We start from the raw sequence: 14887 nt of genomic DNA on the forward strand, positions 1-14887 counted from the left end.
CACGTTACCCGAAGACCCCTCCCGGCGTCACGGCGGGATCACACACACCGCCGTGAAACGTCGCACATGCCGGTTGCGGTGTCCACGCCTGCCGCCCCGTCCCCGGCCATGCGGACACAAAAACGCCCCGCTCCCCGGGGCTGGGGTGCGGGGCGAGTGCGGTCAGCTGACGCGCAGGTAAGTCACACCGGAGTAGACGGCCCGGTAAGACACACCCTTCGAGGGGGTGGCGTCCACCATCATGCCGTTGCCCGCGTACAGGCCGACGTGGCCGGACCACCACAGGATGTCTCCGGGCCGAGCCTCGTCCGCGGAGATCGGCGTGCCGATGGCGCGGATCTGGCCGGACTGGTGCGGGATGCTGATGCCGTACTGGGCGTAGATGTAGGACACCAGGCCGGAGCAGTCGAAGGAAGACGGGCCGGAGGCGCCCCATACGTAGGGAGTGCCGACGTATTGCATAGCCAGCGCGACCATGCCCTCGCCGGTGGAGGTCGTGGCGGCCACCTGGGTGGTCTCGCTCGCCTCCACGGTATCCGAGACCTCTGCGGTCTCCTCGGCTTCGACAGCCTCCTCGACCTCGGGCTCTTCTTCGACCACTGGGGCGGTGGCGGTGACGGTGGCGGCCTCGACGACGTCCTCGCTCCAGTTCGTCTCCGAACCGGTCGAAATGGCGGCGTTGGTGGTGACGACCTCGCGCGCGTCGGTGGCCAGTGCGGCCACGCCGGCCTGACTGAGTGCGCCGGCCGAGCCGGTGGCATCCGCGTCATCGCTGGCCGCGTTGGCGCCCGAAGCGATCATGGTGAGGGCCAGGCCGGAGGAGGCGGCGACGGCAAGCCCGCGGCGCGCAACCGGGGCGGCATCCGTCAGGGGCGTCAGCGGACGCGCGGCCTTGCGGTGGCGGGCCTTGACGTTTGTAGACAATGAATTCTCCTGCAGAGCCGACGAGGTTAGCTGTCGGGTTCGGGCGGGAGACGCCCGGCCCGCGTGCTGCGGGCTTCACCCCGAGGCCGCGTCCGCCGGAGCGTCACGGCCGGAGAAGTGGTTCCCCCGGGCCTGCCGGAAAAAGTCGTTGGCGGAGGCGGCTCGCGCCGGCAGGCTTGGGCTCCGCGGGCGCCTCCACAGCCGAGGGGTGCCGGCTGCGGCATCTAAGTTAATGAAGTTCCCCCGTCCATGGGTAGTTTTCTCCGCCGCTCCCGCTGTGGAATCTCCCACGGCGGGGTCGCGCGGGCAACATTCTCGGCCCGCCGCACCACTGCCGGGGGGTGCCCCTATGTGGTTTGTCAAGCGGCGGTGGGTAGTTGTTGGGCTGGTGGGTCGTAGAGGGAGCCGTGGCGGATCATGGCGTATAGGGTGAGGATGCGGCGGTGGGCGAGGGCGAGTACGGCTTGGTTGTGGCGCTTGCCCTGGGCGCGTTTGCGTTCGTAGTAGGCCCGGGATGCGGGGTCGGATCTGAGGGATGCGAAGGCTGACAGGAACATGGCGCGTTTGAGGCGCTTGTTGCCCGCGTGGGAGACGCACCTCACCCCGGATGGAGGACCCCGACCGCCGGGTGACTGGTGTCAGGCCGGCGTATGAGGCCAGCTGGGCGCCCGTGGGGAATGTTCTACCCGCGGTTTCGGCCAGGAACACAGCGGCGGCCGGGACCCCCACCCCGGGGCACGGGTGGTCAGGGGCCGGGCAAAATGAGGGTGGGCCACCCGCCAGGGCCACTGGCCTGGGCGGCGACATCGTCGCGTTGGGCGCGGGTGGGCGATGAGCCGGCCGGTGCCGGGTGGGGCAGCACCACCCCGGCCGCGTCGGTACCAGCGACCACGACGGTCTGCTTGCCCAGGGCGTCGGTGATGGCCTGCGCCCAGGCGGCATGCCGTCTGCACCCGTTGGATTCGGGGCTTGGCGTCGATACGCGCCCGCCCGGCCTTGCGCAGGCGGGCGGGGGTGGGCCAGGCGGCGATCACCTCCAGCACGCTGTCGTGTTCGAGCCACTTGCCCAGCACAGTCTCGAGGGCTGGGCGGGGTCTGGGTGCACACGGGCCCCGGATACGGCCCCTCGGTCTGGCTGGTCCTGGCGGGCCAGGTCCAGGCCCGAAGCCGGTGAGCATACTCAACGCGGCCGCGTCCTCGTCCGAAGTGCCGATGGACCTGAGAGTGTGGGGCATGGTGCGGGCGGCGTCGGCGATCACCGCGGCGTCCTTCGCGTCGGTCTTGGCACTGCCCGGGGGCCTGGTCCGCGATACGGCGCATCGACAGGCCGGGCAGGTAGCCCACGGTGATGCCCATGTCCTGGGCCACCGCCACTGCCAGGGCACCGATCGTCGCCGGCTGATCCACAGCCACCAGGACCCGGCCGTGCTCACCGAGCCGTTGGTAGACCTCGCGTAGCCGGTCCTCGCTGTTGGGCAGGGCCTTGTCGAACAGCTTCTTCCCGTCGCCGGTCAGGGCCGTGGCCCAGTGCTCGGCCTTGCCCACGTCAATACCGACGAAGACCTCCACATCCTCGATATCCATCTTCCCGCGCGCCTCTCTCGTGCGTTGGTGGGTCAGCCTGTCAGGCAGACGGCCCCGCACCCACGCCTGCGAAAGGACTCGCGTCAAGCGGTCCGTTCCCCTAATCAGCGCCTCCCATCCGCCCGCCACCATGGGTGACAACACCCCCCGGATCATTGCATAGACAGGGGCAAGACACCCGTGCCCACAGCGGCTGGCCCAGCCACCGGCACTCCTTCACCGGCGACCACAAACAAGGTAACGGGCCGATCGTGCCGGTTCAGCGCTTGAGGAAGAGGTGCCTGGCCAGGGCACTGGGCAGGAGTACAGAGGCGTCGTCGTCCTGTCGGCTGACGCGGATGCCGCCGACCGTGGCGGTGAGCCGGACCGGAGTAGCCGCCCCAATGCGGGCATCCTCTAGCTGAGCGATGACGACGTCGTCGGCCTGGATGGGCTCTCCCACACGGGAGACGACGGCGTCTGAGCGCCCGTCGCGGACCAGGCGCTCGGCGCTGATCTCGTCACTTGCGGGGGCGGGGTGGGTGGGGACGCGGTCGGGAACCGGGTTGCCGAAGGGGTCGGAGGTGACCTCACCCAGGATCGCCGCCAGGCGGTCCTCAACCTGCTCACTCATCACATGCTCCCACCTGCAGGCCTCGTCGTGAACGAGTCTGCGATCCAAGCCGATCACGTCCAGGAGCAGCCTTTCAGCAAGTCGGTGCTTGCGAATAACTTCGGTGGCCCGACGGCGCCCCTCGTCGGTGAGCTGAAGGGAGCGGTCGTCGGCAACCCATATAAGGCCGCTGCGCTCCATGCGGGCGACCGTTTGAGACACGGTCGGGCCGGAGTGGCCTAGGCGCTCAACGATGCGCGCGCGCAGCGGCAGCACGCCATCTTCCTCAAGCTCGTACACGGACTTGAGGTACATCTCGGTAGTGTCGATTAACTCGCTCATCTGGTGCCTCCTCCGATGACCACTGACCGATGCAGCACGGCTGACCGTAGCCGGGGTGCGGCGTATGCGCATGTGCGTGAACAGGATATCGGTCCCCGGCTCCGACGCCGATGACGGGTTCGATCATCCGGCCCCGCGAGCTACTCCGAGGCGGTGGGAGCGCCGGGCGTGTCCGCCTCCGCGGCGCCCGCCGCGCCGTCGCCAGGAGCGCTACCTGCGGCGCGTTCACGCGGGCCGACGGTGGTCAGGAAGGGGCGGGTGGAGGAGTAGGCGAAGTCGATGTGCCAGTGGCGCCGCGCCCAGATGCCGGCGGCCACCGCCACGATTACGGCGGCGATTCCACCGGCCAGGATGGCTACGCGCGGTCCCCATTGGTCCGACACCCAGCCCACGATTGGCGCCCCAATGGGGTTAGTGCCCAGGAAGAACATCATGTAGATGCTCATGACGCGCCCGCGCATGGCCGGCTCCGTGTTCAGCTGGATGGTCTGGTTGGCGCTGGTGAGCACCGTCAGCACGCACAAGCCCACCGGGATCGAGGAGAGCGCGAACAGCTGGTAGCTGGGCATCAGCGCCATGGCGATCGTGAACACACCCAGGAAGAAGGACGCGACCACCAGGGTGCGTACCCGCGGGGACTTGCGCCGCGCCGCCCACAGGGCCCCGGCCAGGGAGCCGATGGCGAAGATCGAGGAGACGCTGCCGTAGGCGTCGGACTCCAGGTCGAAGGCGGAGCGCACCATGGCCGCCATGGTCACCTGGAAGTTGAGGGTGAACATGGACACGATCGTGATCACCGCGATGATCACGATGATGTCAGTGCGGTGGCGGATGTAGGCCAGGCCCGCCCGCAGCTGTCCCTTGGCCCGTTTGGCGCGGGGGACGTCATACAGCTCCGACACGCGCATGCTCGCCAGCGCCAGCGCCGGGAACAGGAAGGTCAGAGCGTTGACCAGGAAGACCCACCCCGGGCCGATCCAAGCGATGACCAGGCCGCTGACCGCCGGGCCGATGAGGCGCGCGGCGTTGAAGGAGGCCGAGTTCAGTCCGACCGCGTTGGCCAGGTTCTCGGCGGGGACCATCCGGCCGACGAAGATCTGACGCGCCGGGGAGTCGTAGGCGGAGGCCAGCCCGGTGCCGAAGGCGGCCAGGTAGACGTGCCAGAGCGCCACATGGCCGGCGAGCACGTCGGCGGCCAGGATCAGGGAGACCACGCCCATGGCGGTCTGGGTGAAGATGAGGAACTTGCGCTGGTCCACCCGGTCCGCGACCAGTCCGGCGTGGGCGCTGAACAGCATGGCGGGCAGGAACTGCAGCGCCGTGGTGACGCCGGTGGCGGAGGCGGAGTCGTCGGTCAGTATGCGCAGCACCAACCAGTCCTGAGCGACGCGCTGCATCCAGGTACCGATATTGGCCACGAGCGCGGCGAAGAACCAGATCCGATAATTGTGGAACTTGAGTGACTCGAAGGTGCTGCTCACGGTGGGGAGATAACTCCAGTTTCGCGGTGTGACGACGGGCGCACCCGCTGGGATGCGCGCTTTTTTGGGATCGGTCAATTGTACGTCTGTACACCGGGGACAGACAGGGGGCGACGACGTGACCGTAGCCGCGTCGTCGCCCCCGATTCGTGTGCGCCGGGCGCCGTCTGGCGCTCGGATCCGGCCATCAGCCGACGCCGAGGATCGCCTTGATGGGCTCGAGCGTGAAGTAGATGACGAACAGCACCGAGGCGACCCACATCAGCGGGTGAATATCCTTGACCTTGCCGCGGGCCAGCTGGACGACCAGGTAGGAGACGAAGCCCGCGCCGATGCCGTTGGTGATGGAGTAGGAGAACGGCATCATGATGATGGTGATGAAGGCCGGCAGGGCAATCTCGGGGGTCTTCCAGTCGATGTCCGTCACCTGGGTCATCATCAGGAAGCCGACCACCACCAGCGCCGGCGTGGCCGCCTCGTAGGGCACCATGGAGACGACCGGGGCGATGAACATGCTGGCCAGGAACAACACCCCGGTGACGACGGAGGCGAGGCCGGTGCGGGCACCCTCGCCGACGCCCGCGGCCGACTCGATGTAGGAGGTGTTGGAGGACACGCCCCCGGCACCGCCGGCAATCGCGCCCAGGGAGTCGACGACGAGGATCTCGCGGGTGCGCGGCGGGTTGCCGTTCTCATCCAGCAGGTCGCCCTCGGCACCGATGGCCACCATGGTGCCCATGGTGTCGAAGAAGTCGGCGAGCATGAGGGAGAAGACCAGCAGCACCACGGAGACGACGCCGACCTTCTCCACGCTGCCCAGCAGGCTGAAGTGGCCCAGCGTCGCCAGGCTCGGCAGCTCAACGGGCGCCCCCTTCAGGGCGGGGATGGACAGCGACCAGCCGGTGGGGTTGGTCGTCTCGTCAAAGGCATCCAGGTGGGCGAAGGCCTCGATCAGGGCCGCCAGGATGGTGGAGGCGACGATGCCGATGAGGATGGAGCCGCGCACCTTGCGCACGTGCAGCACGAGTATCAGGAACAGGCCGAACAGGAACACCAGGACGGGCCAGCCCTGCAGGGAGCCGCCCAGGCCGAGTTCCAGCGGGGTGCCGCCGGCGCGGACGACCTTGGCGTCCACCAGGCCGATCAGGGCGATGAACAGGCCGATGCCCACCGAGATGGCGGTCTTGATGTCCGGCGGGACGGCCTTGAACACGGCCTCCCGGAATCCGGTGAGCACGAGGACCAGAATGATGACGCCCTCGATCACCACCAGGCCCATGGCGTCGGCGTAGGTCATGCCGTTCATGCCGACCAGGGTGTAGGCGATCATGGCGTTGATGCCCAGTCCTGCGGCCAGTGCCATGGGATAGTTCGCCACCAGGCCCATGAGGATGGTGATGACGCCCGCGACGAAGGCGGTGCCGGCGGCGATCTGCTCGGTAGTGCCCAGTGGCGCGATCCCCTCGTGGGGCGTGGACAGCACCAGCGGGTTGAGCACGAGGATGTAGGCCATCGTGAAGAACGTGACGATTCCGCCGCGTAGCTCACGCGCCACCGTGGAGCCGCGCTCGGTGATGTGGAAGAAGCGGTCGATCGCGCTGCGGGAATCCGGCGCCCCGGCCGCTGCTGACGTTGTGGGAGATGGGGTATGTGTGGTCACGTGTCGTGATTGTCCCAGACGCGGCCGCAGCAACGAAACTCCGGCCACCCCTTGGGACGCCGCCGACGCCCAGGCCCGGCGGGGTCGGTGCCGCCCGCGAGCGCGGGGAGGCTCAAGAGCGGGTAGGCAGCGAGGCCTCCAGGGCGGCCAGGGCGTCGGCAGCGGCCTGGGGAGCGGCGGCGTCGTCGTGGTGGGCGTGCTCGAGGGCCAGGTCGGCGACGGCGTCGCGAGCCGAGGCGGCGCGCCGCGAGGCCACGGTGGCCTCCGGATCCTCTTCTTCCGCAGTCTCCGGCTCCTCCGGGGACTGTTCGGGGACCGAGTCAGCCGCGGCGTCCTGGGCGGCAATGGACTTGCCGGACCTGCGCGAGGTCTTCTCGGTCGGGTCGGCGGAGGTGTCCGCGTCCTGGGCCTCGGCCTCGCCGACAGTGGTCGGCTCCGGTTGCGCGGCCTCCTGGTCGGTGAGTTCGTCGCGACTGCGCCCGCCGCGCAGGTCCGTGCCGTTGGTGGCCAGCGGCTCCATGGCCGCCTCGTCCAGGCGCGCAGGCGTCACCGGCCACTCGGGCCCCTGATCCGGCAGGTCGGTTTCGGAGTGGGCGCCACAGCCGTGGTCGAGGGAGACCACGCGCCCGTCGTCGGCGGCCCACTCGTTGGCGCACACGCCGAAGGTGTTGCGCAGGCGCCCGCTCATGGGCACCAGGAACCCGCAGGTGGCGCAGGTGGCGTGGGCCTTGCGCACGCCGTCGGCCTCGGGGCCGTGGTCGCCGTCGTACCAGCGCTGGGCGGCGCGGCGGTAACCCTCCGCGGACAGCACGCGGGCGCGGCCGAGGTCGAGCTCATCCAGGGCCACGGTGTCCCCGTCCTCGCCGGTGGCCTCCCAGCCGGGCTCGAGCCGCTCGTCCGTCTCCCGCCGGGGCAGCCGGTCCGAGCGGGAGGCGTCTCCGGGCCGCAGCCGATCCGCCCACGGCACCCAGGCGGGGGCAAGCAGGGCATCCTCGCCGGGCAGTAGCTCCAGCTCGCAGATGGTGGCGGTGCGCCCGCGGGGCGGACGGGTCATGGTCACGGCCCAGCGCCAGCCGCGGTAGCCGGCCAGGTTGCATTCGAACAGGTGGGTGATCAGCCGCTTGTCCAGCTGCCGGCAGGCGGTGTACGGGCCGACGCTGACCGGTTCGGTGATCTCGCCCAGGGCGGCCCGGGCGGCCTCGATGGCGGCCTCGGAGGTCAGCACCCGGTCCTTGGCGGCCGTGGCCTGCTCGGCCGGGGTGGGCAGGGCACCGGGACGGTCGCCCGCGGGCTCGACGACGGCGGTGCGCGCGGCCTGCACCGGCTTGCTCGACGTGTTCTTCGACCTTTGAGTCGCTGCGTCAGTCACGGCTCAAGTGTAAGCGGACGGTCGGGCCGGCGCTCGCCCTCACCTACCATCCAGGCGATAGCCCGCGCGGTCCGCTGGATACCGCCGGTGAAGTGATCCCCGGGGTTGAGCTCGAAGACTGTTTGGACGCCCATGCCGGCATAGGCCCGGTATAGCGCCCGGGTGTTGGCCTCGACGGCGCGCACCGGCTCCACGGCCGTGCTCGCCTCCTGATCCCCGAGCGAGAAGTACACGCGCTCGGGCAGGCGCACGGGCTGGTGCGCGCCGGCGTACTCCAGGAACCCCGGAAACCAGAATGAGCCCGAGGCACTCGCAAGCCGGGAGAAGACATCCGTGCGGTAGCTGGCGTAGACGGCGAACAGGCCGGCAAGCGAGTATCCGGCCAGACCCAGGTAGGCGGGGGCGGCCGGCAGCCGTTCCAGCGCATGCGGCAGTATCTGGCCCGTCAGGACGTCGAGGTAGGCGTCGGCGCCGCCGGTGCATGGCACGTCTTCGGGGCCGAGTGCCGGAATCGGCCAGGGCGACATGTCATGGTTCCAGTCGATGCCGGACACCGCCGCCAGGGAGAAGGGCGCTTCGGCAATAGATGCAGCGGCCTGCCACACCGCCTGTCCCTCACCTTGCACCGTATTGAGCACCACCAGGGGCGCGCCGGGCTGCGGCGCCACGAAAAGCTCCACGTGCTTACCAGCTACGGTTTCGTTCACGAGCGCAGATGGTAGCGGCTCAAGAACTCCTTGGTCCGCGGCTGGCGCGGGTTGCGGAACACGACGCTTGGTGGCCCCTCTTCGCAAATCACCCCAGCGTCCATGAAGACGACCCGGTCGCTGACATCATCGGCGAACTGCATTTCGTGAGTGACGATGAGCATCGTCATCCCGCTGTCCGCGAGCGCCTTGATCACGTTCAGCACCTCCCCCACCTTCTCGGGGTCCAGCGCGGAGGTGGGTTCGTCGAACAGCATTATCTCCGGCCGCATGCACAACGCACGCGCGATGGCGGCGCGTTGCGCCTGACCGCCGGAGATCTCATCCACGTGGGCGTCGCGGAACTCGTACATGCCGACCCGTTCCAGCTCCTGCTCCGCCACCTGCTGCGCCTCGGCGCGCTTCATGCGCCGCACCGTCGTCAACGGCAGCATGCAGTTCTCCAGCACCGTCTTGTGCTGGAACAGGTTGAAGCCCTGAAAGACCATGCCGATCCGTTCGCGCAGCGCCCGCAGGTCCGTGCGAGGATCGCTCAGGTCCTCGCCGTCGAACAGCACCGACCCACCGTCGGGCTCCTCCAGCAGGTTGACGCAGCGAAGCAGCGTCGATTTTCCGGAGCCGGAGGCCCCGATGATGCTGACGACCTCGCCACGCACAACGGTCAGGTCGATGCCCTTGAGAACACTCAGCTCTCCGAACGACTTGCGCAGGTTGCGAATCGTCAGGATCGGTTCGCTCATGCGGCGATCTCCTTCTGGGCAATCCCGATGCGTCGCATGCTCGTTTCGAGCAGCCAGGTCAGCGACAGCGTGAGGATCAGGTAGATGACGGCGGCCGTCAGGTAGTTGGCCAGGTACTTGTAGTAGAAGCCCGCGACCGAGGAGGTGGCGAACATGAGTTCCGTGTAGCCGATGATGGTCAGCACGGAGGTCCCCTTGATGTTGTTCACCAGCTCGTTGCCGATCGACGGCAGGCTGTTGCGTACGGCCTGCGGGAAGATCACCTTGATCATGGTCTGCCAGTTCGAGAAGCCCAGCGACACCGCCGCCTCCCGCTGCCCCCGGTTGAGGGCACCGACGCCTCCACGCAGCACCTCCACCAGGTACGCGGCCGAGTTCAGCGATACCGTCAGCAGCGCGGCCATGAAGAAGCTCCACCGCTGGTTCACCTCGGTGATGCTGGCGTTGGGCATGGCCGAGCGCACGATGTTGAAACCCGCGTAGTAGACGATTGCCGCCTGCACCATCATCGGTGTTCCCCTGAAGATGGTCACGTACAACTTCACCAAGTCCACCCCCGTGCTCTTGGCGAATCACAGCGGCCGCGAGTCCCGCCTGCCGGGTGCGTTGATGCGCAAGAACACCAGGCCGACGGCGAGCACGAATCCGGCCACAGTTCCCAACACCGACACCGACAGCGTGCCCCACACGCCCGAGAGCCAAAGCCTGCGCGAGTGGTACAGCATGTAGACCATGGACGGAACCATCGCGTCAGGGTTCTCTTCCAGCGCCACAACCTCACGGCACCAGGGGATCACCCACACCACTGCGGCGAGCAAGACCAGCGCGATCGCCGCAGCAACGGTCGCGAATCTACAGCCGCGTCTCATTTCTGCCCCGCGAGCTCCATCGCCGAGTCCATCAGATCCTGTCGCTGCTCCGGGGACACGGAGGCCAACGCCGTATTGATCTCATCCAGCAGGGCCGTGTCATCCTTGCGCACCCCGGCGCACACGCCGTTGAAGTCCAAGACGAACCCGTCGTCGTCGGGGAAGTCGACTACCACCGTATCCGGGTACTGTGCCTGGTACGCCTCGGCGGACTCAAGGTTGATGACAATGCCGTCGGTAGTGCCCGCATCCAGTCGCTCGAGCATGTTGGTGATGGTGTCCACCGCAGGGAGGTGGTTGACCCCGTCAATCTGGTCGATCACCGTGTCCAGCTTGGTGCCCTTCTGTCCCAGCAGGCTCGCACCGACGAAGTCCTCCGGCACCGTCGCCGAGGCGTAGTCACCGTCGGCCTTGACCATCACGCCGTACTCAGTGGGCTGGGGCACGTAGATCTCGGAGAAGGCCGCCGCCTGCTTGTGCTCGTCGGAGTCGACCATTCCGGAGAACACCGCATCGACCTGCCCCTGGTTGAGTGCCTCCAGCAGTCCATCCCAGGGAAGTTTGACGATTTCCAGCTCCGCGCCCATATTGTCCGCCACCAACTTGGCGATCTGCACGTCGTATCCCTCGGCGTAGAAGCCCTCGTGATTGCTGATGGGAACGTTGGTGTCAGAGGGCTCTCCCTCCTCCCAGTTGTAGGGGGCATAGGCACATTCGACGCCGACACGCAGCGTTTTCGCGTTGCTTTGGCCCGTCGCGCCATCGCCTCCCGACCCGCATGCAGAAAAGGACAGGGACACGAGGCACAGCAGCACTATGCTCGCGATTCTTCTCATGTTCAGAACCTTCTTGATCGGCGTCTGGGAGAGGGAACCATCGACATGTCATCGAACAGGCGTTCGATAATGTTGGCACGCTACAGGTGGCGATCCCGGCTGTCAAGCCGTCGGCCGAGCCCGCCAAAGGCGCTCGTAAACAGTGCCAGGCCAACTCTGACCAACCACACTATATACATCGTTACGATGCAACAACAAGGCTAATGCGCCGTTCAACCGGCCTCGACCGACACGATCCGGTGGACGGCGACGGTCAACTCGGTCTCCCTGACCAGGTCGGCCAGGCGCACCCGGCCGGGTTCGACGGCGAGCACCCGCACGGTGCGCTCCTGCACGTTCCCGTCGGGGCCGGCCAGACGCAGCCGTACCCGCGCCCGTGAGGCCTGTGCCTGACGCAGCAGTGCCAGCGCATGCACCGGGTCGGTGGCCGCCATCGGGCCGGCGCCGCCCGCGGCACGGCGTGCCTCCTCCCCCGCGCGCAGACGGCCGACCAGCGCGGCCAGCTCCCGGCGTCCGGGACGGCGACGGCGGACCGCGTGCTCGTTTCCCGGGCGGGCCGGTGCCGGGGCAGGGAGGCGGCGCCCGCCCCGGGGCGTTCGGAGATCAACAGTCGGCCATGCTCGTTCTCCAGCACCGGGGCCAGACCGGCGGCACGCAGTTCACGCAGCACCACCCCGGCGGGTGCGGCGGACAGGATGACGCCGGGCGCCACCTGGTCCAGTCCCAGGTCTTTGAGCGCGGCGTCGGCGATGATCCCGGCGGCTACGGCCGGGTCGGCCACGCGCAGCACGCTGGCGACCTCGCGCACGCGCACCGCCCCGTGGCGGCGGGCGGCGTCGGCGATCAGGACCGTGAGCGCGCTGGGCAGCGGGGTGGGACTGAAGCGGGACAGGGCCTGGGTCAGTTCGGTGGCGGACCAGCCGCTGTCCAGGGCGCGGCGCACGGACTGGGGAGTGAAGCGGACGGTGAGCGCTCCGCCGCGGGACTCGACCTCGCTACTGCGCTCTAGGGCGGCGCCGAGTTCGGGCGCAGGGCGGCCGGGGACGATGGCGGTCAGGTCCGACTGCACCAGCAGGAGGTCGACCGGCGCAGCAGGCAGGTCGGCGGCCAGCGCCTGCTCGAGCGCGGCCAGCAGTGTCCCGTAGTGATTGTCCGGGTGGCCGACGGCGTCGGCGGGGGCATCGTCCGCCGCGGCGCTGCCGGCGGGTGTGGACGCTTCGGGGGCGCCGGCATTGGGACGCAGGCAGGCTGCCAGAACCCTTCCGGCGCGGCTGAGGGCACCGCCGCCGGTCAGACCGAGCAGCTGGGCCTCGGCGAGCACCGCCGCCACCGCACCCTCGGGCAGGGGCCGACGCGGCCGGGCGAAGGTGAGGGCGGCGTGCACCCAGTCGGCGTCGACCGAGGTTCCGGCGGGTAGGGAGTCGAGCAGGGCGAGGATGCGACGGCGCAGCCGGCCCGCCCAGGCGGCCTCGACGTCGGCGCCCAGGACGGGCCGCAGAGCGCCGTCGTCGGCGCGGGTGCCGACCAGCCAGGGGGTGCGGGCCGAGCCGGCCCAGGCGGCGGCGAGCGCAGCCCACTGCTCGGGTAGTTCGGCGTCCAGCCAGGCGGGGACCGTGTCCGCGGGCACCCACGCGGCGCCGGACTCGTCCAGGCCGAGGAGTTCGGCACCGGCGGCGAGTTCTATGACGCTGGCGGCCACGGCGCGCTCCAGGCCGAGGGCGGCGGCGGTTCGGTCCAGTGCCCGCACGCCCACTCCACCAGTGCGCAGAATCTGGCCACCCTCGCGTCCCCATTCGGTCAGCAGCTCGCGGGTCAGGCGAACCATCTCCTCCGCGTGACTGACCGACTCGGAGGCGACCGCATCTGCGGACAACACCTCCAGGGTGTCGGTGGCAGGGGGCGCGAGCGGCTCACGGGTCAGGCGGCCACCGCGCAGGGCGAGGCCGACCTCGCGCGGCAGGACGAAGCGCGTGCGTCCGGCGGCGTCCGCGGTGCGTTCGAGCCAGCCGCGCTCGACCAGCTCGGCCGTGCCGGCGGAGCTGCGGCCGGGGCTGAGGGTGCCGACCGGGGGACCCCAGGTCAACGCCTTCAGCACGCCAATGCCGGGGACGGGCTCGTCGGCCTGTTCCAGGGTGGACAGCGGGGGTGGGAGCTGCTCGGCGGCGGGCGGGTCGGCGGCGGCGGGGCCGAGTCCGAAGGGGTGGGGACCGAAGGTGTCGACCAGCCCAGGGACGGGGCCGGTGTCAATGACCAACGCCAGACGGGTAAGCACGCCCAGGCGGCCGGCGACGTCGTCGGCGCTGAGCCCCAGGGAGGGCGCCAGGGTGGCGGGGTCTACGGAGCGCAGGGCGACGGTGGCCTCGGCGACGGCAACGGTGACGGCATCCAGGTCACGCAGGGCGGCGTCCACGCTGGTGCGGGCGCCGGCGCGCACGGCCAGGGCGGTGAAAGAGGCGGAGGGTGGAGCGACCAGGTCGGGGCGTGCGAGTAGAAGCGCGGCGACGTCGCGGTCGGGCAGGGCCGTCAGGTGCGCGGCCAGCTGTTCGACGGTGGTGCCAGGTGCGGGCTCAGGCCGCCCGGTGCCCGGATGCTGGGTGCTCATCCGGGTAAATCTACCGCGGTCGATGCCTGCCGGGCCATGACCATGACATCCTCTCTGACAGCGTTCACCTTCGGCTGGGGGAACCGACCCGGTCCTGGCGCTCAACCCCGGATGCGTTCAGCACGGTTGAGCGTCCGCTCGCCGACGGCGGGACCGTTGAGCAGCATCTGCGCGGTCCTCCTGTCGGTGACCAGGGACGTTATGAGGCCTGAGCACGCGACCGCCCTCATCGCAGGCACCTTTTGAGACCCGCCGGCGACGGCGAGAACGCGCGGTGTGCGCAGGAGCTGAGCCGCGGTGATGGCGATGCAACGGCTCTGAGCCGTACAGGGAACTATTCGTCCGCGGTCGTCAATGAAGATGCCGAGCATCTCGGCGCGGGCCCCGCCGGACTCGAGCTGTTGTTTCTCCTCGTCGCTCAGCGCATCCATTAGCTGGGTCACAGGCGGGTCCCAAGAGCCGATCGAGACGACCGCCAGTGACAGGTCGGCGTAGGCGGCCAGGACGGAGGCGATGGCGGGATCTTGCCGCAGCGCCTTCGCAGTCTGCGGGGAGTCGACGAACATCGGTGCGAAGATCGACAACGTGGTCGAGCCGGAGTGAGTTGAGACCGAGCGGAAGATGTCGACGGGCGAGAGGGCGAAGTCCGTCCCGACAGCGCCCGTGAGAGCGACGACTCTGGCGTCGGCGAGGGGGCCGACGTGGGCGCCGATCTCGGCGACGGTGCGACCCCAGGAGAAGCCGATCGTATCCCCCCGACCGGCCATGGAGGCGATCTCGGTCGCTGCTGCGCGGGCCAGCGCCTGGCGGTTGGTGCTCTCGTCCTTGGCACCGGGTACTACTACGCAGTCGCGCAGGTTGAGGTGGGCGGCGACGCGCTCTCCGAGAACATCATCGGGATGGGTCGGCTCAACGATACGGATCTGCACGATGCCGGTTTCACGGGCACTCTCGAGCAGTCGCGCCACCTTGAACCGCGAGATGCCGATTCTCTCGGCGATCTCAACCTTCGACTCGTTCGCCTCGTAGTAGGCGCGCGCCACTGCGACCATCAGGCCAGTTTCGTCGGGCACGGCACCTCCTTGCTCGTCTGAGCAAGCGTATATGTTCCGAGCGGCCTTGACGCGCACGGCCCTACACCCTTATTGTACTCCCATACGAGCAATGATGCTCATATGAGC

The 14887-nt window shown here is 69.0% G+C and carries 12 protein-coding genes, 1 pseudogene and 1 riboswitch; all 13 genes and pseudogenes read right to left on the reverse strand.

The window, feature by feature from the left end:
• Positions 1 to 162 precede the first annotated feature (162 nt).
• A complete protein-coding gene (locus tag C3B71_RS12570; RefSeq protein WP_073329208.1) occupies positions 163 to 924 on the reverse strand; it encodes a C40 family peptidase in 762 nt (253 codons plus the stop codon).
• A riboswitch (cyclic di-AMP (ydaO/yuaA leader) is annotated at positions 925 to 1088 on the reverse strand.
• A 195-nt stretch (positions 1089 to 1283) separates the two neighbouring features.
• Positions 1284 to 2508: pseudogene (locus C3B71_RS12575) on the reverse strand (IS110 family transposase).
• A gap of 259 nt (positions 2509 to 2767) precedes the next feature.
• A complete protein-coding gene (locus C3B71_RS12580; RefSeq protein ID WP_108968477.1) occupies positions 2768 to 3442 on the reverse strand; it encodes a metal-dependent transcriptional regulator in 675 nt (224 codons plus the stop codon).
• Between the two features lie 140 nt (positions 3443 to 3582).
• Complete coding sequence (locus tag C3B71_RS12585) at positions 3583 to 4923, reverse strand: MFS transporter (protein ID WP_073329204.1); 1341 nt, start codon at positions 4921 to 4923, stop codon at positions 3583 to 3585.
• Positions 4924 to 5110: 187 nt separating this feature from the next.
• On the reverse strand, positions 5111 to 6583 hold the full coding sequence (locus tag C3B71_RS12590; RefSeq protein ID WP_108968479.1) for an NCS2 family permease: 1473 nt from the start codon (positions 6581 to 6583) through the stop codon (positions 5111 to 5113).
• A 112-nt stretch (positions 6584 to 6695) separates the two neighbouring features.
• Positions 6696 to 7952: a DUF3027 domain-containing protein gene (locus C3B71_RS12595; RefSeq protein WP_234415916.1), complete on the reverse strand. Its 1257-nt coding sequence runs from the start codon at positions 7950 to 7952 to the stop codon at positions 6696 to 6698.
• Positions 7949 to 8659, reverse strand: a complete 711-nt coding sequence (locus C3B71_RS12600; RefSeq protein ID WP_073329196.1) for an alpha/beta hydrolase — start codon at positions 8657 to 8659, stop codon at positions 7949 to 7951. Before C3B71_RS12600 ends, C3B71_RS12595 begins: the two co-directional genes overlap by 4 nt.
• The gene (locus C3B71_RS12605; RefSeq protein WP_073329193.1) at positions 8656 to 9399 is read right to left on the reverse strand and encodes an amino acid ABC transporter ATP-binding protein; all 744 of its coding nucleotides are present in this window, start codon (positions 9397 to 9399) and stop codon (positions 8656 to 8658) included. Before C3B71_RS12605 ends, C3B71_RS12600 begins: the two co-directional genes overlap by 4 nt.
• Positions 9396 to 9932: an amino acid ABC transporter permease gene (locus C3B71_RS12610; protein ID WP_146752392.1), complete on the reverse strand. Its 537-nt coding sequence runs from the start codon at positions 9930 to 9932 to the stop codon at positions 9396 to 9398. Before C3B71_RS12610 ends, C3B71_RS12605 begins: the two co-directional genes overlap by 4 nt.
• Positions 9933 to 9971: 39 nt before the next feature.
• A complete protein-coding gene (locus C3B71_RS12615; RefSeq protein ID WP_159097692.1) occupies positions 9972 to 10217 on the reverse strand; it encodes a hypothetical protein in 246 nt (81 codons plus the stop codon).
• A 47-nt stretch (positions 10218 to 10264) separates the two neighbouring features.
• On the reverse strand, positions 10265 to 11104 hold the full coding sequence (locus C3B71_RS12620; RefSeq protein ID WP_108968488.1) for a transporter substrate-binding domain-containing protein: 840 nt from the start codon (positions 11102 to 11104) through the stop codon (positions 10265 to 10267).
• A gap of 253 nt (positions 11105 to 11357) precedes the next feature.
• Positions 11358 to 13706 carry a helicase-associated domain-containing protein gene (locus tag C3B71_RS12625; protein WP_234415917.1) on the reverse strand — a complete coding sequence of 783 codons (2349 nt, stop codon included), beginning with the start codon at positions 13704 to 13706 and terminating at the stop codon, positions 11358 to 11360.
• A 101-nt stretch (positions 13707 to 13807) separates the two neighbouring features.
• Complete coding sequence (locus C3B71_RS12630) at positions 13808 to 14779, reverse strand: sugar-binding transcriptional regulator (RefSeq protein WP_108968490.1); 972 nt, start codon at positions 14777 to 14779, stop codon at positions 13808 to 13810.
• Positions 14780 to 14887: the final 108 nt, after the last annotated feature.

The sequence above is a fragment of the Actinomyces sp. Z16 genome, from assembly GCF_003111765.1.
GTDB lineage: Bacteria > Actinomycetota > Actinomycetes > Actinomycetales > Actinomycetaceae > Actinomyces > Actinomyces glycerinitolerans.

What these genes read in the sequence shown, in the direction of transcription:
- C3B71_RS12580 (WP_108968477.1), bottom strand. Translation starts at nt 3,442, where the DNA reads ATGAGCGAGTTAATCGACACTACCGAGATGTACCTCAAGTCCGTGTAC.
- C3B71_RS12625 (WP_234415917.1), bottom strand. Translation starts at nt 13,706, where the DNA reads ATGAGCACCCAGCATCCGGGCACCGGGCGGCCTGAGCCCGCACCTGGC.
- C3B71_RS12605 (WP_073329193.1), bottom strand. Translation starts at nt 9,399, where the DNA reads ATGAGCGAACCGATCCTGACGATTCGCAACCTGCGCAAGTCGTTCGGA.
- C3B71_RS12620 (WP_108968488.1), bottom strand. Translation starts at nt 11,104, where the DNA reads ATGAGAAGAATCGCGAGCATAGTGCTGCTGTGCCTCGTGTCCCTGTCC.